This is a genomic window from Marinobacter sp. THAF197a (genome assembly GCF_009363275.1).
In the GTDB taxonomy this organism is placed as follows: domain Bacteria; phylum Pseudomonadota; class Gammaproteobacteria; order Pseudomonadales; family Oleiphilaceae; genus Marinobacter.
The window spans coordinates 2,171,114-2,192,360 of the sequence record NZ_CP045324.1 but is presented as its reverse complement, the minus strand read 5'-3'; the positions used below and the strand labels follow the sequence as shown (position 1 = coordinate 2,192,360).

The 21,247-nt window shown below is 57.4% G+C and carries 19 protein-coding genes; 11 read left to right on the top strand and 8 right to left on the bottom strand.

What is annotated here, in order from left to right; all coding sequences use genetic code 11:
* Positions 1–72 precede the first annotated feature (72 nt).
* Positions 73–279, bottom strand: coding sequence for a cold-shock protein (locus FIV08_RS10145; RefSeq protein WP_058091071.1), 207 nt, complete (start codon positions 277–279; stop codon positions 73–75).
* Between the two features lie 436 nt (positions 280–715).
* On the opposite strand from FIV08_RS10145, the gene FIV08_RS10140 reads away from it, so the two are divergent.
* The 4 genes from FIV08_RS10140 to FIV08_RS10125 all read left to right on the top strand — a co-directional run bounded on the left by FIV08_RS10140 (position 716) and on the right by FIV08_RS10125 (position 7,698).
* Entirely contained in the window at positions 716–3,088 is a 2,373-nt protein-coding gene (locus FIV08_RS10140; protein WP_152438240.1) for an EAL domain-containing protein, read from the top strand.
* 104 nt (positions 3,089–3,192) lie between these two features.
* Positions 3,193–4,344, top strand: coding sequence for an efflux RND transporter periplasmic adaptor subunit (locus tag FIV08_RS10135; RefSeq protein ID WP_152438239.1), 1,152 nt, complete (start codon positions 3,193–3,195; stop codon positions 4,342–4,344).
* Positions 4,341–6,281, top strand: coding sequence for a MacB family efflux pump subunit (locus FIV08_RS10130; RefSeq protein WP_152438238.1), 1,941 nt, complete (start codon positions 4,341–4,343; stop codon positions 6,279–6,281). Before FIV08_RS10135 ends, FIV08_RS10130 begins: the two co-directional genes overlap by 4 nt.
* A 4-nt stretch (positions 6,282–6,285) precedes the next feature.
* Positions 6,286–7,698, top strand: coding sequence for an efflux transporter outer membrane subunit (locus FIV08_RS10125; RefSeq protein WP_228715404.1), 1,413 nt, complete (start codon positions 6,286–6,288; stop codon positions 7,696–7,698).
* Here the strand turns inward: FIV08_RS10125 and FIV08_RS10120 are convergent.
* From FIV08_RS10120 to FIV08_RS10090, 7 genes are all read right to left on the bottom strand, one after another.
* Positions 7,676–8,470 (bottom strand): RES family NAD+ phosphorylase, encoded by a 795-nt coding sequence (locus FIV08_RS10120; protein WP_152438237.1) that lies wholly within the window; start codon positions 8,468–8,470, stop codon positions 7,676–7,678. The two genes, FIV08_RS10125 and FIV08_RS10120, sit on opposite strands and share 23 nt — an antisense overlap.
* A complete protein-coding gene (locus FIV08_RS10115) occupies positions 8,467–8,832 on the bottom strand; it encodes an MbcA/ParS/Xre antitoxin family protein (protein ID WP_152438236.1) in 366 nt (121 codons plus the stop codon). The genes FIV08_RS10120 and FIV08_RS10115 overlap by 4 nt, the downstream gene beginning before the upstream one ends.
* Positions 8,833–8,909: 77 nt before the next feature.
* A complete protein-coding gene (locus FIV08_RS10110) occupies positions 8,910–10,469 on the bottom strand; it encodes an FGGY-family carbohydrate kinase (RefSeq protein WP_152438235.1) in 1,560 nt (519 codons plus the stop codon).
* 5 nt (positions 10,470–10,474) lie between these two features.
* Positions 10,475–12,061, bottom strand: coding sequence for a glycerol-3-phosphate dehydrogenase/oxidase (locus tag FIV08_RS10105; RefSeq protein ID WP_152438234.1), 1,587 nt, complete (start codon positions 12,059–12,061; stop codon positions 10,475–10,477).
* A gap of 7 nt (positions 12,062–12,068) precedes the next feature.
* Positions 12,069–13,673 (bottom strand): FAD-binding oxidoreductase, encoded by a 1,605-nt coding sequence (locus FIV08_RS10100; RefSeq protein ID WP_152438233.1) that lies wholly within the window; start codon positions 13,671–13,673, stop codon positions 12,069–12,071.
* 109 nt (positions 13,674–13,782) lie between these two features.
* Positions 13,783–14,442 carry a transglutaminase-like cysteine peptidase gene (locus FIV08_RS10095; protein WP_152438232.1) on the bottom strand — a complete coding sequence of 220 codons (660 nt, stop codon included), beginning with the start codon at positions 14,440–14,442 and terminating at the stop codon, positions 13,783–13,785.
* A gap of 8 nt (positions 14,443–14,450) precedes the next feature.
* The gene (locus FIV08_RS10090) at positions 14,451–15,116 is read right to left on the bottom strand and encodes a type II secretion system protein N (RefSeq protein WP_138437482.1); all 666 of its coding nucleotides are present in this window, start codon (positions 15,114–15,116) and stop codon (positions 14,451–14,453) included.
* Between the two features lie 219 nt (positions 15,117–15,335).
* Here FIV08_RS10090 and gspE point away from each other — a divergent pair, with 219 nt between their 5' ends.
* Genes gspE through gspK form a run of 7 tightly spaced genes read left to right on the top strand, consistent with a single transcriptional unit; the run spans position 15,336 to position 21,245 of the window.
* Positions 15,336–16,844 (top strand): type II secretion system ATPase GspE, encoded by a 1,509-nt coding sequence (gspE, locus tag FIV08_RS10085; protein WP_058091077.1) that lies wholly within the window; start codon positions 15,336–15,338, stop codon positions 16,842–16,844.
* Between the two features lie 3 nt (positions 16,845–16,847).
* Entirely contained in the window at positions 16,848–18,062 is a 1,215-nt protein-coding gene (gspF, locus tag FIV08_RS10080; protein ID WP_152438230.1) for a type II secretion system inner membrane protein GspF, read from the top strand.
* A gap of 54 nt (positions 18,063–18,116) precedes the next feature.
* Positions 18,117–18,569: a type II secretion system major pseudopilin GspG gene (gene gspG / locus FIV08_RS10075; RefSeq protein WP_152438229.1), complete on the top strand. Its 453-nt coding sequence runs from the start codon at positions 18,117–18,119 to the stop codon at positions 18,567–18,569.
* Positions 18,570–19,106 (top strand): type II secretion system minor pseudopilin GspH, encoded by a 537-nt coding sequence (gspH, locus tag FIV08_RS10070; protein ID WP_374786585.1) that lies wholly within the window; start codon positions 18,570–18,572, stop codon positions 19,104–19,106.
* Positions 19,100–19,477, top strand: a complete 378-nt coding sequence (gene gspI / locus FIV08_RS10065; RefSeq protein ID WP_058091058.1) for a type II secretion system minor pseudopilin GspI — start codon at positions 19,100–19,102, stop codon at positions 19,475–19,477. Before gspH ends, gspI begins: the two co-directional genes overlap by 7 nt.
* Entirely contained in the window at positions 19,477–20,238 is a 762-nt protein-coding gene (gene gspJ / locus FIV08_RS10060) for a type II secretion system minor pseudopilin GspJ (RefSeq protein ID WP_152438228.1), read from the top strand. Before gspI ends, gspJ begins: the two co-directional genes overlap by 1 nt.
* Positions 20,235–21,245, top strand: coding sequence for a type II secretion system minor pseudopilin GspK (gene gspK / locus FIV08_RS10055; RefSeq protein WP_152438227.1), 1,011 nt, complete (start codon positions 20,235–20,237; stop codon positions 21,243–21,245). Before gspJ ends, gspK begins: the two co-directional genes overlap by 4 nt.
* The last annotated feature ends 2 nt before the right edge of the window (positions 21,246–21,247 follow it).

Genomic DNA, 21,247 nt, shown 5'->3' with positions numbered 1-21,247 from the left:
TGCAAACTTTTCACGCCTAAAACGAAAAAGGCAGCCGAAGCTGCCTTTTTCTATCGTATCAGGGCTGTAAAATTACAGACCTACTACGTTATCCGCCTGAGGACCTTTCTGGCCCTGAGAAACGGTAAATTCAACCTGCTGGCCTTCTGCCAGAGTCTTGAAGCCGCCGCCCTGAATGGAGCTGTAGTGAACGAAAACGTCCGGGCCGCCTTCACGAGTGATAAAGCCAAAACCTTTTGATTCGTTGAAAAACTTAACAGTACCGGTAACAGTAGACATAGTTATAAATCCTGAATTCAATCATTTTATGTGCCGCCAAACTTCGTTGTGATGCTTGGTCAGCGGTGTGCGGAAACAAAAAACTGGCGTGATCAAAAACAGGACGAAAGCTACTTGTTACAACTTACAACAGAGATGCGTCTTATTGATGAGTGCTGTGCTAAATCTTTCCAACGAGGGCCACTGTACTCCTGCCCGGTCTGAATAGAAAGCTATTTCTTATAGGCATTAACCCACAGGGGCTATTTGTCTATTCGAAATGCAGCGTGCTGGTAGTTCACGCGTTGGTGTCTGGTTACTAAAATCCAATAACTCTGACCCTGCCTTGATCTACACTGATGTCAGGTAGATAGAGGGATTTGTTGTTACCTCTTCTGAAAAACTGATACGGCCTAACGGCCCTGTCTGGTGTTTCCTTGCGCGGAGCAAAACCCGTATGTCCCTGGACCCTATGGAAAAAAGGCGCCTCACTGCGCTTGAGAAGTTAGGGATTCTGGATACGCCACCAGAGGAGCGGTTTGACCGGCTGGTTCGAATCGCCCGCCAGTTTTATGGCGTCAAAACGGCCTTGTTCACCGTTCTGGATGATAAGCGCCAGTGGTTTAAATCCAAGGACGGCATTGAGGCTCGTGAAACACCGCGCTCAGTGGCATTCTGCGATTACGCTATCCGCCAGGACAAAGCGTTTATTGTTGAAGATGCCACCCAGGACCCCCGCTTCAAATCGAATCCTCTGGTCACCGGTGACCCACACATCCGGTTTTACGCTGGTATTCCTGTCCGGGAACCCAGTGGTTTCAAACTTGGTTCTTTGTGCATTATTGATGACAAGCCCCGTCAGATTCAGGAAGTGGACCTGGATGTACTTCGTACTTTGGCGAGTCTCATCGAAGACGAGCTGGAATGTGCCTATCTCTCTGGAGGAGACGCGGGTGACGTCGCGGTGTCGCATCTCAGCCGGGCCATCCAGAGGGCTCAGAATGTCTTTCTGACCAATGACAACGAGCGGGCGGCGTTCGAGTTGATGCTGGCAGACTTGCTGGCCCTTACGGGTAGCCAGTTCGGGTTTATCGGTGAGGTGTTGTATCACGACGATGGCACGCCGTACCTCAAGGTAGGCGCTATCACCAACATCGCCTGGAGCCCTGAAACCCAGGCCCTGTTCCAGCAGGTAGAACGCAGGGGCATGCTGTTTGAGAGATTGGATAACCTCTTAGGTGCAGGGTTGGTATCTGGCGGTGTGGTGCTTGCCAACAACTATGCAAACGATTCCCGCCGAGGTGGTTTGCCACCTGGCCACCCTCCAATCACCAGTTACATCGGGTTGCCGGTATACAGTGGCGGGAATCTGATCGGATTGGTTGGCCTGGCCAACCGGGTGGGCGGCTATAAAGAAAGCCTTGCCGACGACCTTGCCCCGCTGCTGCAGACCGTTGGCACCCTGATTGAACGGAAACGTCTTTATCAGGAAAAACGAGAGCACCAACTGAGCCTGGAACAGGCCGCTAATTTTGATGCCCTGACCGGGCTGCCCAACCGCAGACGGTTAACGGAACTGTTTGAACAGGAGCTGTTTGAAGCTAAGCAGCGCAAAGGCACCGTGGCGGTTTGTTTTATTGACCTTGATGGTTTCAAGGAGATCAATGATGAGCATGGTCACTCCGTTGGCGACGCAGTTCTCAAGTCGATTGCAGAGCGGCTGAAGAATACCGTGCGGGGCCACGATTTGATTGCCCGTCTTGGCGGTGATGAATTTGTGGCGATACTGCGGGATGTAGACGATGAGCGAGTGTATTCTCGCATTCTGGAAGCCATCCGCCAGCCCATAAGTTACCGGCACTTTGTTTTACACCTGTCTGGCAGCATGGGCGTGACAGTGTATCCGGATGACGACGCAGATACCGATTTACTGCTTCGCCACGCGGACCAGGCGATGTATGCAGCCAAAGAATCCGGCAAGAACGCCTACAAAATCTTTGATTTGCAGTCCCATTTTACCCGGAAAGAGCGAGTAAGGGTTCTGGAGCAGATTGGCCAGGCCATCAGTCGTGCGGAATTGGAGCTGTATTACCAGCCCAAGATTGATTATAAGCGCCAGACCATCGAAGGCTTTGAGGCCCTTATTCGCTGGAATCATCCCGATGATGGCTTGCTGGCCCCGGGGCACTTTCTGGAACATATTGAATACACCGAATACGCTCGCACCGTTGGCAACCTGGTGATCAATGAAGCCGTCGACAAACTGTTGCTGTTCAATAGTCAGGGTTTGGCCTATTCCCTGAGCGTGAACCTCAGCCCATCGCACTTTCTGGGCAAAACCTTCCCGGAAGATCTGGCCCAGGCAGTCGAGCGCTTGCCCCGCGGGCTCCGCCACCGTCTGATTCTGGAGCTACTTGAAACCACCGTCATGGATGATGCCAGCCTGGTAATTGACACGCTTCGGCAGTGTCGGGACTTGGGGGTGGAGTTGTCGCTGGACGATTTTGGTACCGGCTATTCTTCTCTGGACTACTTCCGTAAGCTTCCTGCCCACGAGATCAAGATTGATCGTTCGTTTGTTAATGACATGCTGGACGATCCGGAGAGCGATATGGTGGTCACCGCGATACTGGGCCTGGCCCGCAGCTTCGGCCGACGGGTGGTGGCTGAGGGCATTGAAAACGCTGAGCATCACGCTCGTCTGATCGAACTCGGGTGCGATCTAGGGCAGGGGTTCTACTATGCGAGGCCGATGCCTTACCAGCAGGCTTATGACTGGGCCGCGAATTTCCGCTGGCAAACGGTTGCGGTTACCGCAGTTGGTAGCTGAACCGGGGCTATGTAAAGGTTTGGCAAAACCTTGAGCATACTCTTTTTTTTCTCCCCGACGTTCTCTATGGTTGCCGCTGACCAGAGCGTATGGAGAACTTCTGAATGGCACTTGCTCCCCGCCACCGCCGGCGTTGGCCAACCTGGGTTGGTGTTTTCACAGGTCTGGTGATTCTTGCCGCCGGAGGCTGGTGGTATTTCCAGAACGGCGGGAACAAACAGCCGCCACTGAATACCATCGAAGTCACCCGCGGCGACATCCAGCAGCTGGTCTCCGCTACCGGCGTGTTAGAGCCCAGCAACTATGTGGACGTGGGGGCCCAGGTGTCTGGCCAGCTCGAAACCATCCATGTGCGAGTGGGGCAAACGGTATCCCAGGGCGACTTGCTGGCGGAGATTGATCCGACCGTTTACGTGGCCAAAGTAGACGCCACCCGGGCCCAGCTCAAGAATCAGCGGGCCCAACTGGATGATCGCAGGGCGCAATTGCGATTGGCAGAAATCCAGTATCAGCGCCAGACCAACCTCTATAAAGAAGAAGCCACTACACGGGAATCACTGCAAACCGCCGAGGCTTCTCTCGCATCCGCCAAAGCGCAGTTGGCCATGCTGGAAGCCCAGATTGAACAAACCTCATCCACCTTGCGTGCGGAAGAAGCCAACCTCGGGTATGCACGAATCTATGCACCCATGGACGGCACGGTCGTGTCCATTGAAGCCCGCCAGGGCCAGACCCTGAATGCAACACAGCAGGCCCCGGTTCTGATGCGTATTGCTGATCTGGCCACCATGCGCGTGCGGGCACAGGTATCGGAAGCCGATGTGGGCAAACTCGAGCCTGGGATGCGCGTTTATTTCACCACCCTGGGGGACGCGGAACGGAAGGTGTACGGCGAGTTGCTGTACATAGAGCCGACACCGGAAGTGACCAACAATGTTGTACTGTACAACGCCCTGTTCGATGCCAATAACGACGATGGCAAACTGCTACCGAACATGACAGCCCAGGTGTTTTTCATTCAGAGCGAAGCCCTGGATGTTCTGCGTGTGCCAGTGTCCTCGGTTCAACGGGGCCGGGTGCAGGTCCTGACCCAGGCGGGCCAGGTTGAATGGCGGGACATGGTGTCCGGCGTCAGTAACCGGGTGCATACGGAAGTGGTTTCCGGCGTAAAGGAAGGCGAAAAGGTCGTGCTGATTTCCCGGGATCCGCGTTCTGGTTCCAATAACACCAGCAATTTCCGGGGTATGCTGCGATGACCGCAAGCCGGCCTCTGATCGAGTTGCGCGGCGTTACCCGTTCTTTCGGGGAGGGGGAGTTAGCCGTACCGGTACTCAAAGGCATTGACCTTAAAATTTATCCGGGGGAGTTCGTTGCTATTATGGGCCCCTCCGGGTCCGGAAAATCCACCTTGATGAATATCCTCGGTTGCCTTGACCAGCCAAGCTCCGGGGAATACTGGTATGACGGCTGTGACGTTTCCGCGCTCAGTCGGGATGACCTGGCGTTGTTGCGCCGGGAGGCTTTCGGCTTTGTCTTCCAGAGCTACAACCTGCTGCCGGGCATGACCGCTCGGGAGAATGTTGAGATTCCGGCCATCTATGCAGGCAGGGCGCCCGCTCAACGCCGGGAGCGGGCTGAGAAACTGTTAACTGAACTGGGGCTGGGAGAGCGGCTTACCCATCGCCCCGGCCAGTTGTCTGGTGGTCAGCAGCAGCGCGTTTCAATTGCCCGGGCATTAATGAACGGTGGCCAGGTGATCTTCGCCGATGAGCCGACCGGCGCACTTGACAGCAAAAGCAGTAAAGAGGTTATCCGGCTACTGACGGAGCTGTCTGGTAAGGGGCATACCGTTATTCTGATCACCCATGACCAGGATGTGGCCGATGTTGCCCGCCGGCAGATCCATATCGCCGACGGCGAAGTGGTTCGAGATACCGGCCAGGATGACAGCGCTGCAGCGTCTTCACCGGCGATCGAAGCAGGTCGCCATGGCGTGGTGTTGAGTGACTGGCAGGAGGCCCTGAAAAGTGCCGTGCGCTCGTTGCATAGCAATCTGTTCAGAACCGCACTCACATTGTTGGGCATTGTGATTGGCGTGGCGTCTGTGATCACCATGTTGGCCATCGGGGAGGGGGCCAGGAAAGACGTGGTTGATCGAATCAGTACCATGGGCAGTGACTTGTTGCTGATACGCCCCGGCGGCCCGGATCAGCGTGGTGGCCGCTGGTCAGTGACTACGCTAACCCCCGAAGATTATCGTGCAATCAATGAAGTAGAAGGGGTTCTTGCAGCGATACCTGAACTAACCGGTTCGCAAACGCTTCGGTACTTTAACCTTGACCACCGTGCAGAAATTAACGCCACCTCATACCAGTTTCCGGTCGCCAGGCAGTGGCCGGTGATTGAAGGCACCTTCTTTTCTGAACAGGATGAGCTCAACTACGCCGCAGTGGCGGTATTGGGTAAAACCACCGCCGATACACTCTTCCCCAGTGAAAGCCCTCTGGGAAAGCACCTGATGGTGAACAATGTACTCTTCCAGGTGATTGGCGTGATGGGGGAGAAAGGCGCATCACCCATGGGGCAGGATCAGGACGATGTGGTCCTTGTGCCCTACACAACGGGCAGCTTGCGTATTTTTGGTCAGACCCACCTGCGCAACATCACGGTGGCCGTGGCTGACCTTGGCAGGATGAGCGACATCGAAGCGATCATCCATGAAACCCTGTTGGCGCGGCATGGAGGGGTAGAGGATTTCACCATCCGTAACATGGCTTCGCTGATCGACACCATTTCCGAAACCCAGAACACCCTGACCTGGCTGTTGGGTTCGATCGCGGCGATCTCTTTGCTGGTCGGCGGCATTGGTGTGATGAACATCATGCTGGTGAGCGTTACCGAACGCACCCGGGAAATCGGCATTCGCATGGCCACGGGCGCCCGTGCCTGGAACATTCTGCAGCAGTTCCTTACCGAGGCCTGGCTGGTCTCCGCCATTGGGGGACTGATCGGTGTCGCGCTGGGAATCACTGCCACCCAATTGATCGGCTCATTCGGCACGCCCGTTCATATGACGGTGTTGCCGATGGTGCTGGCGTTCTCCTGTGCCTTTGCCACCGGGCTGATCTTCGGTTTTCTGCCAGCCCGTAAAGCCGCTCACCTGGACCCTGTCCATGCCCTGGCGTCGGAATAAGACTATGACTATGACCGCTCGATTAATGGTTATCCTGCCGGCCTTCCTGATTGCCGGGTGCGCCACGTTCACGCCGGAGCCGGTGCCTTTGCCGGTTACTCCACCGGAGCAATGGTCCGTCCAATCCGATGAGGGGCAGGGCATCGATGCCAGCTGGTGGCAGGCTTTCAATGATGACCATTTGAACCGGCTAATTGACAAGGCCCTGGCGGCCAACCCCGACTTGGCGGCCACTGCCCAGTCCGTCATTCAGGCCGATTTGCAACTGCAGTCCGCCGGTGCTGGCCTCTTGCCCTCAGTGGGGGCAACGGCCAATACCGGGCGGCAGGCTTCTCGAGTCTCCGGTGGTGATACCAACACCGGGGGGTCAACCAGTGCCGGGTTATCCGTGGACTATGAGCTGGATCTTTGGGGGCGGTTGTCTGCCGTGGAAGGCGCAGCTCTGGCATCTTTCCAGGCCACCAGGTTTGACTACGACGCAGCTCGTATCACCCTGATTGCATCGGTCGCCAGCACCTGGTTTGAATGGCTGGAGCTACAGCAGCGGGTAGAGGTAGCACGGAACAACCTGGCGATTGGCGAGCGTACTCTGGTATTAGTGGAGGCACGCTTCCGCAATGGGGCTGCCAGTCGGGCTGAGCTGGCTCGCCAACAAACCTCGGTATTGAGTTTGCGCAACGCGGTGCCGCCACTGGAATACCAGGCTCGGCAACGGCTGGCAGCATTACGGGTGCTGACTGGAGAATTACCGTTTGAGGGCGACACGCCAGACGCAGATATCGCCGCGGTGAGTATACCGGTGATCAGCCCCCTGGCGCCGGCCAGCCTGGTCACCCGTCGGCCAGACCTGGCCGCCCAGGAGGCTCGGCTGGTGGCTGCCAGTGCCGATATCGAGCAGGCCAGAGCAGCACTGTTGCCATCAGTTTCCCTGAGCGCGGCGGTGCGTTTGTCCACCGACAGTTTTCTCAGCCTTGCTGATCCGACTCAAAGCGTGAGTGGTCTGTTGGGTTTGAGTCAGTCGTTGTTTGACGGCGGCCAGCGGCGAAACGCCCTGGCGATTTCGGAATCCCGGCGGGTGGCTCTGTTGGAAAGCTATCGCGGTAGTCTGTTGACGGCGTTCCAGGAAGTGGGCGATGCCCTGGACCGGGATTCTCTGTTTGAGCTTCAGGAGCAGCGCCTGCAAGAGATCCTGGTACGGGCTGAAGAAACACTCCGACTGACCGAAGTCCGTTATCGGGAGGGCGCAGACGACTTGTTGACCTTGCTGGAGAGCCAGCGCAGTGTGTTCGACGCCCGTCAGCAACTGAGCCAGATGCGCCTGAACCGACTGATTGCCGCTGTTGACCTATACAAAGCCCTGGGCGGAGGTTGGCAGCGGGATGACGAGGTGGTGGCTACAGGGCCGGTTGAGGAATAACGCCCTCTACCAGAAAAGCTTCCCGGCCGAAGTTATGAACCTGCTTGCTGCCATCCGCCAGCGTCAGACTCATGGATACTTGCTGGTCTGAGGTGGCAACGATGAGCTTGTGGTACGACCTTGGCGCCGTGTCCCGGAGTGCCCGAGGGCTGAACAGCGCCACGTTGAGCCCATCCATTCCGCTTCCGGTTTGCCAGGGTAGCTGGTACAAGCCGGCCTGAAGAGCCCGGGCTGAGAGAAACTGAAACGCTTCCGCGCCGCAGTGGCGCAGGTCGCTGCCCAGCGCCTGGGATTCCCGGTAGCTGACCGGGTCGGTGAGGGTTTTCTGAAGGTCTTGCCACTCTGTGGCCTGAAGCCGAACACCCCGACTTGAACGGAAGCGGGCGGTAAAGACCGTGTGCAGCGTGGTCAAAGGGCGCTTGAACGGTTCTGACACGTGGCTGGTGAACACAAACCGATAGAACGCGGTCTCTGCCAGGGCTGTCGGAATGCTCATGGCGCCGTAGAACAGGCTGGGTTCGAAGCTACGGCCGAACCGAGAGCCGTATTTGAGTGGCGGGTATCGAAAGGGCGTCGCAAGCAGGTAATGCAGTTTACTGGCCTGCTCGGGGATCCTCGGTTTGCTGGCATCCAGCAGTTGCTCCAGGCGAGCCTGTTCCTGCATGTTATCAACGATTCGGGTGGTGGCTATGTCTTCCTGACTCTCAACCACCCGAAAGAGCTGGCCCTGTAGGCTGCCCAGAGTGCCCTTGATACGTTCCCTGTAGTTCAAATCCGTCCCCGCATGGCATCCAGATAGTGAATCACCCGAACCAGCCCTTCCGTTGACTGAATCATATCCCTGGGGGTGCCTTCAAAGTAGTGGTTCGGCGTATTGAGCCAATGGGCCATGGCCTGGTTGTCGCCACCGGTCAGGGCATAAACGCTTCGATACAAGCGTACGAACAGCAGCGCCAGTTCTCCGGACTTACTGTCTGGATCAATGCCGTCTCGGGTCAACCCGCTGCGATTTCGGCCAACAACGGCGGCGGCTTCGGCCTGGGAAAGACCAAACGCCTTGGCGGAATTCAGCAAGGCCTTGGCCAGCAGAGCTTTGTCGCTGGTTTGGGGGGCCAGGGTAGCCGGCTCATTCATGGCAAGGGCTCCTTTGTGCATTTTTCACCATTATATACCTATGTGGCGAAAATGCACCATGCGGTGCTAGTCAATCATTACTTGGGGTAGCCGGTGATACTCCTGATTTTCCGATACAGCGGTTGTAACCTTGGGTACATGTCAAGATACACCTCGGAATACAGGCGCTGGTAGAGCTCAGTCGCTTGCCCAGACGGCGTGAATACCTGGCCGACACGAGTCATTTCCCGTACCGCAGTATCGAAATCCGGGTGCAGGCCCAGACCAACGGCGGCGTCTATCGCCGCGCCCAGGCCGGAGGTTTCATAGGTGTGCGGTCGCTCGGCAGGCAGTCCGAAAATATCGGCGGTCAACTGCATGGCAGCATCGCTTTGTGAGCCGCCACCGGCCACCCTGAGCCGGCGGATTTTCTGACCGCTGCGTTTCTCGATCCGCTCCTTGCCTTCCCGGAGTGCGTACGCAAGGCCTTCCAGAATGGCCCGATACAGGTGTGCCCGAGTGTGGACGTCGCCGAACCCGATGATCGAACCCTTGGCTTCGGGACCCGGCTGGCGCACGCCCGGGCTCCAGTAGGGCTGCAGCATCAGGCCCATTGAGCCGGGCGGTACCGAATTGACCAGTTCATCGAACAGGACCTCCGGTTCAATTCCCCGTTGTTCGGCCAGCTTTTGCTCCCGCAGACCAAACTCTTTCTTGAACCAGCTGACCATCCAGAAGCCCCGGTAAATCATTACTTCCGTTGAGTAGTGACCGGGCAGGGCCGATGGATAAGGTGGCATGAACCGGGTGGGCTCAACGTACCGATGATTGGTGGTATTGATCGTCGCGGTGGTGCCGTAGCTCATGCAGCCGATGTCCGGGCTGAGCCCGCCGGAGCCGAGTATTTCGCAGGCCTTGTCTGACGCTGCCGCTATTACCGGCAGGCCCGCTGGCAGGCCCAGGTGATGGGCTGCGTCGGGAATCAGTTGGCCGATGGTTTCACCGGGTTGCACCAGGTCTGGCAGCATGTCGCGGGTGATGGGCATGGCCTGCCATTTGAAATCCCGATTACCGGCCCACTGCTGTTTTTTGTAGTCAAAAGGCAGGTAGCCCACCTGGCTGCCGGTGGAGTCTTTGTACAGGCCAGTCAGCCGGTAATTGAGGTAACCGGAGAGCAGCAAAAATTTGTGGGTTTGTGCCCAAAGATCCGGTTGGTTCTGGGCAATCCAGTTGGCCTGGGTTTTCTCCCGGAAACGCTCAATGGTGTCTTCAAGCCTTGCCAGCTTGAACAAAAGTCCCCAGGGGCCCTTTACCGGGCCATCCACCCGGGCATGGCGTTGATCCAGCCAGATAATGGCCGGGCGCAACGGTTGCCCGTGTTTGTCCAGGTTGATCACCGTGCCCCGTTGGGTCGTGACGGTGACGCCGGCGACCTGGTCCGGTGTGGCATCGGTACTCTGCCAGAGCGCCTGGCAGGCCAGCCCGAGATTGCGCCAGAAGTAGTCCGGATGCTGCTCGGCCCAGCCCGGGTGTTCTGAGAAGTAGGGTTCGATTTCCTGCTTGCCCTTGCCATGCAGATTGCCCTGCTGGTCAAACAGCAGCGCCCGGACGCTCTGGGTGCCATTGTCGATCGCCAGAATAAGCGGTGTGTTGGCCATACTGTTTACCTGCCCCCGGATGGCAGGGCATAAGCCTGCTGATACAGCGACAGATAACGGTCCACTTCCCGCTGCCAACGATCGTCAGTCCAGTCCAGCAGGCGTTGGCATCGCTTCTGGATGTCTGGCAGCAGGGCTCTGGCGCCGGCGGGGCAGATAAGCCCCAGGCGGGTTCTGCGCAGTAACAGGTCATCCAGGTGCTGTACCTGCTCATGCTGGCAGGCCCATTCCAGTTCAGCCCAGAGCACGCCGGAATCGGCGATTTCAGTGAAATCCGCATCGCGGCACAGTTCGCCCAGGGCCGGTCCGTAGTAGCCCTTGAGACGGTGCCAGCTCAGGTGGCGAACCTGAGTGGGCCGCGGAAGGTCGTCCGGTGGAGTGAACACTGGCTGGTCATCGGCCCGGAGCCTGTGGCTGCCATCTGGCCCGAGTGCGGCTTCCAGAGCCTCCCGGGCAATCTGGCGAAAGGTCGTGAGTTTGCCGCCGGCGACACTGATCAGGCCTTTATCCCGGCGCAGGGCGTGTTCACGGTTCTCACGGGAGGGGGCTTTGCCCTGACCATCCGTGACCACCGGCCTGACACCAGCCCAGGTGGAGATCACATCCTGGGCGGTCAGGCTGGCGCTGGGGAACAGGTGTTCAGCCACCTGCAACAGGTAGCGAACCTCCTGGTCGTTAATAACCGGTTCCTGGTCCAGGCTACCCGGATGGTCCAGGTCGGTGGTGCCGAGTACCGTTGTGCCGGCCCACGGAAAGGCAAACACCGGGCGTTTGTCCTCGGGATGGAACAAAGACACAGCACAGGTTACCGGCAGCCGTTGCCAGGGCACGACAAGGTGGCTGCCTCTGAGCGGGCGAATGCTCAGTGGTTGTTCTGACGGGCCCTGCTGTTGCAGTTTGTCTGCCCAGGCACCAGTGGCATTGATAACCATGTTGGCTGATACGGAAACGCCAGCTTCCAGCGGTTCCCCCTCCGGAACCAGAACAACACCATTAACCCTGCCGGCCTCATTCCGGGTGATCCGGTTGGCGGATACATAGTTGAGGCAGAAGGCGCCGTCCCGACTCGCCTCGGCGATCAGCCTTTGCACCAGTCGGGCGTCGTCGGTGAGGGCGTCGGTAAACAGGCTGGCACCCAGAAGCCCGGCCTGGCTCAGACCGGGCGCCCACTGCTGGCTTTGTGAGGGGGTCAGGCGTTGCCGGCTGCGGACACCGGCAAGCCGGTCGTATACCGATAACAAAGTCTGGAACAGTCGGGGGCCGGGGAACTGGCCCCGGTAATGGGGCATGACAAACCGGAGCGGGTCAACCAGACCCGGGGCCTCCTCCATCATGCGCTGGCGCTCCCTGACGGCATCCCGGGTCAGGCCAATATGGCCGCTGCCCAGGTAGCGTAATCCGCCATGAACCATTTTTGAGGACCGACTGGACGTGCCCCAGGCAAAGTCTTTCTGTTCCACCAGAAGGGTTCTCAGGCCGCTCCCCGCGGCTTCTCTGGCAGCACCTGCGCCGGTGATGCCGCCACCGACAATCACCACATCGAATCGGGCATTACCGCTTTTCAGTTCTGCGAGAATCTGTTGTCGTGTCATACCGACCTCAGTCCAGAAGGGTTTTGGGATTGAGGCGGGCGTCTGGGTCAAAGCTATCCGTCAGCGCACGGATGGCGCGCATGCCCAGTTCGCCTTTTTCTACCGGCAGGAAGGGGGCGTGGTCCTTGCCAACCCCGTGCTGGTGACTGATGGTTCCCCGGTTGCGGACGATCAGTTCCGAGGTAGTGTTTTTCAGATGCTGCCATCGGGCCACGGTTTCCGGGTAGGTATCGGCTACGCGGAACACATAGGTTGTGTAGATGGAACAACCCTGTCCGTAGAAATGGGACAGGTGGGTGAACACGTGGGTTCTTTCTCCGTCCTTACTGAGACCTTCTCGCAGATTGCTCTCAATTCGATTGAGCAGGTTATCGACGTTATCCCAGTCTGTAGCCGTTTCCAGGGTGTCTACCGCATAGCCCATTTGCCAGAGCGCCTCCCGGAAGTAGGGCATGGTAAAGCGCTTTTCGGCCCACTTGGCACCAAGTTTGGTGCCTGTATAAACACCACCATGGGCACTGCACACTTTCTTGGCTTGAGCCAGGGTGGAACGGCACTGGGCTTTGCTGCCGGTAATGCCGAAGGTCATCATGCACTTGCCTTCGCGCACCCCTCTGAAGGACAGGAATTTCTCCAGCATACCGATCAGTTGTGGGTGGCCCGCTAACGCCAGTTGGGTTTCGGTCTCGATCGCGTTGCTTAAACGCAGCATGGATAGGGTTACACGGTTCTGCACCAGCTTTCGCGAAGCGGTTTTTGCCTGTTCCCAACTCGGGAAGAACACCACATAGAAGTCTTCCTGATCAGCCAGGCGGCTGACACGGGCTTTGACCTCAGTGATCAGGCCCAGCCGACCTTCGGAGCCCAGAATCATCTCCCGGATGTCCGGCCCGGCGCTGGAAGCGGGCAGAGTGGGCAGGTCCAGCGTGCCCTGCAGGGTTTCGATTCGGCCACCGGCAAACAACTGCTCGATTCGGCCATAGCGGAGGGACTGTTGCCCACTGGAGCGGGAGGCCACCCAGCCGCCAATGGTGGAGAGCTCGAAGGACTGGGGAAAGTGGCCCAAGGTATAGCCGTGGGCACGTAACTGCGCCTCAACCAGGGGGCCTGGAGTGCCTGCGCCAAACGTGGCCAGCTGACTTTCCCGGTCCAGGTCCAGAAGGCGGTTCATTTTGGCAAGGCTGATGGTCAGCACTGGTTTGCCTTGGTCGACGGGGTTGATATGGCCCGCCACGCTGGTACCGCCACCGTAAGGAATCAGGTGCAAGTCGTGGTCTTCGGCATAGCGCAGCAAGGCTCGAACATCCGAATTGGAGTTCGGAAATGCAACCCCGTCGGGAAACGTGCCGATCTCGCCGCTGCGAAGGGCCAGCCAGTCCACCAGGCTTTGGCCTCGGGCGTGGCGTACGCGCACTTCCGCGCTGGTATCGATCAGGTCATCAACCTTGGGGTCAGCCGGTAGGCGTGTGGCGGGTACCTTTTGGCTTACTTGCTCCAGGGTCGCATCCTGTAACGGATTAGCAGAACCAACTCGCTGTTCAAGAAATGCCTGACCCTGCGCAGGCAGCTCCAGGTTAAACTGATCATCACCCCATCCGTTCCAGCGTCGCATCGACCACAACTCCCGATTTCATGAAAAGTGTCGGCATTCTATAGCGTTGGCGCCAAAACCCAGTGGCAGAGTGCGACAGTGGCTTTGTCATTTGGCGCCAGGTGAAACATCAGTGTCGCAGGGACTCGGTCAAACGTCGGTTCAGGTCCTGCCAGTGCTCAAGCCTCTGGGCATCGCCAATCCTCGAGCGCTCCCCGGAGGAACGGTTGAGCCAGAGGCCTTCACCGTTAAAGCTATAAACTGGTTCCAGATCAGTTCTTTGCGAGGCAGGTCTAATGTCGTTTATCAGGTTGTCAAGGATCAACGGATCGGCGTCCGGGGTCTTGTACCAGGCCAGAACCATGTGGGCCTGGTTCAGCTCCAGGGCTTTGACATAGACAATACGCAGTTCTTCGTCGGGAACGCCCATGGCTCGTAGTGTCAGATACTTGGCAATGGAGAAGTCTTCGCAGTCTCCGCCGTTGGTGGTTAGCAATTCTACCGGGGTGGCCCAGTAGTCTTCCTCCCCCCAATGCTGGATGTCACTGACGAAAGGGATCCGATTGAAGAACGAGTTGACCAGACGAAGCTGTCGGTCGATGGGGGCATTACGGGCCAATTGATGCAGCCGCTGCCAGTCTTGCAGCCTCTGATGGGCTTCCTGGCCGAATTCACTCCGCACGTAGGTCATCAGCCGGTCGCTGAGCTCAATGGCGCCCGCCAGGGAAAAAGCAAACACCAGGGGGATGAGGATGGAGTGGCGACGTGCAGACCAGGTTGCCGTTGCCATATCAGGCCTCAGTTACTGTTCTGTAGCCGTTGGCGTAACTGCTCCAGTCGCTGTCTGATCTCCTCTCTACGTTGTTGTTCGCCCGCTGGCGTGGCCGTGCCGCTGGATGATGCACGTTGTGCAGGCTGTGGTGTTTGCCGTTGCTGTATCTCCTGGTCGAGTGATTCTGCATTGCTACTGGCCAGAGAAACGCCTGAACGATCATCAAGCTCCGGAAAATAGAGGTTTTCGAGTTTGCCAGCGCGCTCGATGATGACACGGTTAGGGAACACGGTGCGTAGCTTGGCGTTACCGGGAAGCTCGTTGCCTACCAGGTACGCTTCGGTCTTGCCCTTGTCATCTTCAATCAGCGCGCTGCCCGGGAATTCGCCGTCAGCAGCCAACACACCGCGCAGCGAAAGCCTGAGGTTGGTTTCTGGCAGATTTTCGGTATCCACCTCCACTGCGCCACCGGTATCCGAAGCTGTACCGAACAGGGTCAGGTTTGCCAGCTGTACCTCAGGCACGTTCTGTCTTGGTGTGTCGGTGTTGTTACCCGCTGTCTGCACCTGGGGCAGCGTACGCTGCGACTCGTTTTGCCAGAACTGGTATGCCTGCCAACTGGTCAGCCCTAGCATGGCCACAACCGCAGTCACCGCAAGTAACAATGGTATCCTTTGATCAAGAGCGAGCATCGGGTTTCCTGAATGAATGATCGTAGGCGTAAAAAGCTCACAGGTTATCAGACTGAAATGAATTAGTGGCAGTATAGTGTATAGAGTTGTTCAGTGGTTCCCATTCCTGTGGTAGCCTTTTTTAGTGCCTTTGTATGGCTAAAGAATTAAAGGATTTTTCCAGCGCCGGAAAGTCCCAGAAGAATAATGAATGATCTGACGGAAACAACGAGGAAGCCCTTGACCACCGAAACCGAAATGCAGCCGCAGGATGCGCCGCTGGGCCGTCTTCCGTTCACCTTTGCCAAGCGCAACGGTGTCATTCTTACCCGCAATGAAGACGGTGAAGCGATTATCCTGGTGCGACCGGGTGCGTCCCACTCTGCACTTGCTGAAGCAAACCGGATCAGTGGTGGTCGGGCCCGCTTTACCACAATTGAAGCAAACCGTTTTGACCAGGCCCTGAACGCTGCATATCAGAACGATTCGGCCGAAGCCATGCAGATGGTGGAGGGTATTGGCGATGACATGGACCTGGCATCGCTGGCGGATTCCGTGCCGGAGACCGAAGATCTTCTGGAGCAGGAAGACGACGCCCCGATCATTCGCCTGATCAACGCCATTCTCACTGAGGCGGTGAAGACCAACGCTTCGGACGTGCATATCGAAACCTATGAAAAGCACCTGGTAGTGCGCTTCCGCGTTGATGGCGTGCTGCGTGAGGTGGTTCAGCCGAAACGGGCTCTGGCGCCTTTGCTGGTTTCCCGCATCAAGGTTATGGCAAAACTGGATATCGCTGAAAAGCGGGTACCCCAGGATGGCCGTATAGCGCTCCGGGTGGCAGGACGGGAAGTGGATATCCGGGTGTCCACCATGCCGTCGTCCAGTGGCGAGCGGGTGGTGCTGCGTTTGCTGGATAAACAGGCGGGTACCATTCGGCTGGAATCCCTGGGCATGGCGGGAAATGACCTCAAGATCCTGCGCAAACTCATCTACCGCCCTTACGGGATTCTTCTGGTTACTGGCCCGACCGGTTCCGGTAAGTCGACAACCCTGTACGCGTCATTGCAGGAGATCAACGACCGAAGCCGCAATATTCTGACCGTCGAAGACCCCATCGAGTACAACCTGCCTGGTATCGGCCAGACCCAGGTCAACACCAAGGTGGATATGACCTTCGCCCGGGGGCTTCGGGCTATCCTGCGCCAGGACCCGGATGTGGTCATGATTGGTGAAATCCGGGATCTGGAAACGGCGGAGATTGCCGTTCAGGCCAGTTTGACCGGTCACCTTGTGCTCTCAACCCTGCATACCAATACTGCAGTGGGTGCCATTACCCGCTTGATGGATATGGGCATTGAACCCTTCCTGATTTCCTCAAGCCTGGTGGGTATTGTTGCCCAGCGTCTGGTGCGGGTGTTGTGTACCCATTGTCGCGAACCCTATACGCCGACCGAAGAACATTGCGAATTCCTGCAGCAGGACCCAGCCAATCCGCCCACCATTTATCGGGCCAAAGGCTGTGAACACTGTAACCAGCTGGGATACCGTGGGCGTATCGGTATCTATGAGGTGGTGGAAATTACCGAAGAAATCAGCACGCTGATTCACAAACGAGCAGGGGAGATGGACCTGGAGAAAGCCGCTCGCCTCCGCAGTCCGAGTATTCACGCAGACGGGGTCAAAAAAATCCTGGAAGGCACGACCACCGTGGAAGAAGTTCTGCGCGTTACCCACCGGAGCCAGTAATTCATGCCAGCCTACGTTTACAAAGCGCTGGACCAACGGGGAAAGCAGAAACAGGGTGTTCTGGAGGCAGACGCTGCTCGTGCCGTGCGCCAGCAATTGCGGGAGAGAGGGTTAACCCCGCTGACCGTTGAACCGGCCGTTGACAAACAACAGGCTCGTACTAACCCGTTCAGTAATCGAGGCTCCCTGAGTGCTGCGGACCTTGCCCTGGTCACCCGCCAACTGGCCACCCTGATTCAGTCAGGGATTCCCATCGAACAGGCGCTCAGTGCTGCTGCCCAGCAATCCACCAAACCCCGCATCCGCAGTATGTTGATTGCGATTCGGGCCAAAGTGATGGAAGGCTACACCCTGGCGGACAGTTTTGGTGAGTTTCCAAGGGCGTTTCCCCGGCTTTATCGCTCGACAGTCGCCGCCGGTGAGCATGCCGGGCACCTGGACCTGGTACTGAACCGGCTGGCGGACTACACCGAAAACCGCCAGGAAGCCCGGCAAAAAATTCAGTTGGCCGCGATCTACCCGATCATTCTCAGTGTGGTTGCTATCGCCATTGTAGTTTTCCTGCTGACCTACGTGGTGCCGGATATCATCGAGGTGTTTGTGAGGCAAGGGCAGGACTTGCCCGGGCTGACCATGGCCATGTTATCGGTGTCGGAATTTCTCGGCACTTATGGTGTCTATCTCTTTATCTTGCTGATGTTGGCGCTGGTTGGATTTCGGATTGCCCTGAACAAACCCGGGTTCCGGATGAAATTTCACAAGCAGTTGTTACATCTTCCGTTGTTCTCGGGCATGGTTCGGGGTGTGAACACTGCGCGTTATGCAAGCACCCTGAGCATCCTGACCACCAGTGGTGTGCCACTGGTGGAGGCCATGAAAATCGCCGGTGAGGTACTGTCTAACGACTACCTTCGAAAAGAACTGAAAGATGCAGCACGTAAAGTCAGCGAGGGCGGCTCGTTGCATCGGTCGCTGGATCAGACTGGCTACTTTCCGCCAATGATGTTGCACATGATTGCCAGTGGCGAGGCCAGTGGTGAGCTGGACGGCATGCTGGAGCGCACCGCCCGGATGCAGGAGAACACCCTGCAGTCGAAAATTGCCGCCATTGTCGGCCTGTTTGAGCCGTTGATGCTGCTGGTGATGGGCGTTGTGGTGCTGATCATCGTATTGGCGATCATGCTGCCCATTCTGAACATGAGCAATCTGGTGGGCTGATGCCTGCCTTGAAGACTGACTAACCCAAGACCCAGGTCAATGATGAGTGGAACGATGAGTATGAAACAGAACCCGAACCAGGCCCGTAACAAAGGCTTCACGCTGATTGAAATCATGGTGGTGATGGTCATCCTTGGCTTGCTGGTAGCGATTGTGGCACCCAACATCATGGGCCGTAGCGACCAGGCTAAAGTGACGGTGGCGGAAACCCAGCTCAGCAATATTGCCAATGCCCTGGACCTCTACCGCCTGGATAACAGCCATTACCCGTCTACACAGCAAGGTCTGGAAGCGTTGGTGCGCCGGCCCAGTGGATCACCCGAACCCCGTAACTGGAACGCAGACGGCTACCTGAAAAGCGTCCCGGAAGATCCCTGGGGTAACGAGTACCAGTACGTGAGCCCCGGAACGGAGGGTCCCTACGATCTGTACTCCTTCGGCTCTGACGGCCAGGAGGGTGGCGAGGGTGATGCTGCCGATATCAGTGTCTGGAAAACCGGGAACTGATTGATTGTGAAACGCAGGGCGAACCAAATCGGTTTTACGCTGATTGAAATTCTGGTTGTCCTGATTATTGTCGGGCTTCTGGCCGCGTTGGCGGTGTTCAACATGGCCGGAAGTTCCCAGAAGCGAGAGTTGGAGAATACCGTTCAGGATCTGTTCCTGCTGATGCAAACCGCATCGGAACAGGCGATCCTGAACAATCTGGAGCTTGGGCTGTTAATTGAGGACGACAACTACCGATTCGTGTCGTATCAGGATGACACCGGTGAATGGAAGTTGTCCGGGGAGCGGCTGTTCCGTGCCAGGCCCTTGCCTGAATGGCTAACCCTCACTGATTACATTGAGAACGACGCGCCCCGCCTGACCTCGGCAGAAGATCGTCTGCGCCCGGATGTGGTGTTTTTCTCCAGTGGCGAAACCACACCCTTTATTATTGAGTTCACCATCGGCAACAACACCGACGACATGCACGTAATCGAATCTGACGGTGTATCCCCGCTTCAGTGGCGAAAGCCGGGCAGTGAGGATGAGGCATGGTAAACACAGTCAGAGGTTTCACGCTGCTTGAAGTGCTGATTGCCTTGCTGGTGTTCGGGTTGATCGCCACCGCCGCAGCGGAGGTGGGTAGCCAGTACATCGCAAGCTACGAACGGGTTCGCGATAAAACCCTGGCCGGCTGGGTGGCCGATAACCGGATTAATGAACTCCGTTTGCAAGAGGCGTTGCCGGGCATTTCCGAAAACTCCGATGATCAGGATTTCGGCCAGTACCGGTGGCGGGTCACCACGGTTGTTCAAGGTACCGCCGAGCCGAGCATGCGTCGGGTGGAAGTAACCGTTGCCCGCTACACTGACAGTGGGGGCGACCCGGTTCCGGTGCATACCCTGTCAGCATTTCTTGGGGAGAAGTGATGCGCTCCCGTTCAGGCTATTCAGGTCTTCACACCAGTTCCGGTTTTACCTTGATGGAAGTGTTGATTGCGGTGACCATCACCGCTGTTATCGGCCTCGGCGTATGGCAGGTGATCAATGGCGTGGTGACTGCGCGGGACCGGGTAAATGATGTGTCTGGCGAGTTCGAAAACCTCCAGAAAACCATGTTACTGCTGGAGAGGGACCTGAACCAATTGGTTAACCGGCCGATTCGGGATGTCTACGGCGACTTCCGGCCCGCACTCAGCAGTCGTGAGGACGCTTTTGAGCTGGTATTAACCCGCCAGGGTTGGCGCAACCCCCTTGGCCTGAGGCGCAGTGGGCTGCAACGGGTTGCCTGGGAATACACCGGGACCGAGCTCCGGCGCCGCTACTGGCCGACGGTTGACCAGGGGCAGGAAGATAACAGCCAGGATCTGCTGTTACTGGACAACGTGGTGTCGCTCGAAATTCGCTTTCTGAACAGTCAACTGAACTGGCAGGACGACTGGCCGTCAGATCAGGACCTCGCCAGCCTGTCGCCCGGTGCGAGGCCAGTCCTGCCCATGCCGAGGGGCATTGAAATTACTCTGGAGCATGAACTGTTCGGAGAACTGGTCAGAACCTTTGCCCTGGCTGACTTTGACCTTGCCCAGGCACAGGCCGTGGTTAACCAGCAGCAGGAGGCAACGGGCAACTCGGATACCGATGAAGAAGAATCTCAGGAAGTTCAGGATACCCAGCAAGGTACCGGCACATGACACGGCAACCGGTCAAGAGTAAGCCGTCGGGACAGCAGGGCGTAGCACTGATCATGGTGCTGCTGGCCATGGCTCTGGTGGTGATGCTGGCCACAGGCATGAGCAGGCAACAAAGTGTTCAGGTGTTCAAGGCCGGGCATTACCTGGCGCAGCAGCAGGGGCACAGCATTGCACTGGGCGCCGAAGAGTTCGCCCGCCGGATTCTGGTACGCGATTTTGAGCAGGACCGGGAGGACGGCGTGATGGTGGACAGCCCCGATGAATTCTGGGCTCAATATGCTGCCATCCTGCCACTGGACGACAACGGCGTGGCGGAGGTTCAGATAGATGACCTTGCAGGGCGCATCAATCTCAATGATCTGGTTACCCCAAACGGCCAGGTAGACCCTTTGACCCGCGACAGACTGGTGCGGCTGTTCCGGGCTCTCGGCATTACCGCTGTTTCAGTCGACGCACTGATTGACTGGATTGATGCAGATGACCAGACCATCAGTGCCTATGGCGCCGAAGATGGCCAGTACCTGATAGCGGAGCCGGCGTATCGGGCGGCCAATCAGCCGTTTGTGTCAATCACCGAATTACGCCTGATCGATGGGATGACCGAGGAAATCTATGTGGCGCTCCGGCCTCATGTCAGTACGCTGCCGGTCAGTGGTATCGGGATCAACGTGAATACCGCCACTGGCGCGGTGTTGATGTCGTTGCACGATGACATGACGGAAGCTCAGGCAGAGTCAGTTCTGGCCAAGAGGGAAGAAGAGCGGTTTGAGAATTTACAGGATTTCCTCGCTTTGCCCGAGTTTTCCGGCATGGGGCTGAAAACCACCGGGTTGACCTTGCAAACCCGTTTTTTTGAAGTTGTTTCACGGATTACCTACGATAATCGTGTCGTTAATATGGTCAGCACGGTATTCAGGAGTCCCGAGGGTGAAGTCCGGACGGTTCACAGGGATTCCGGGCAGAAGAATCGCATCACCAAAGAGCCTTATACATTCTCAGAAGGATAGCC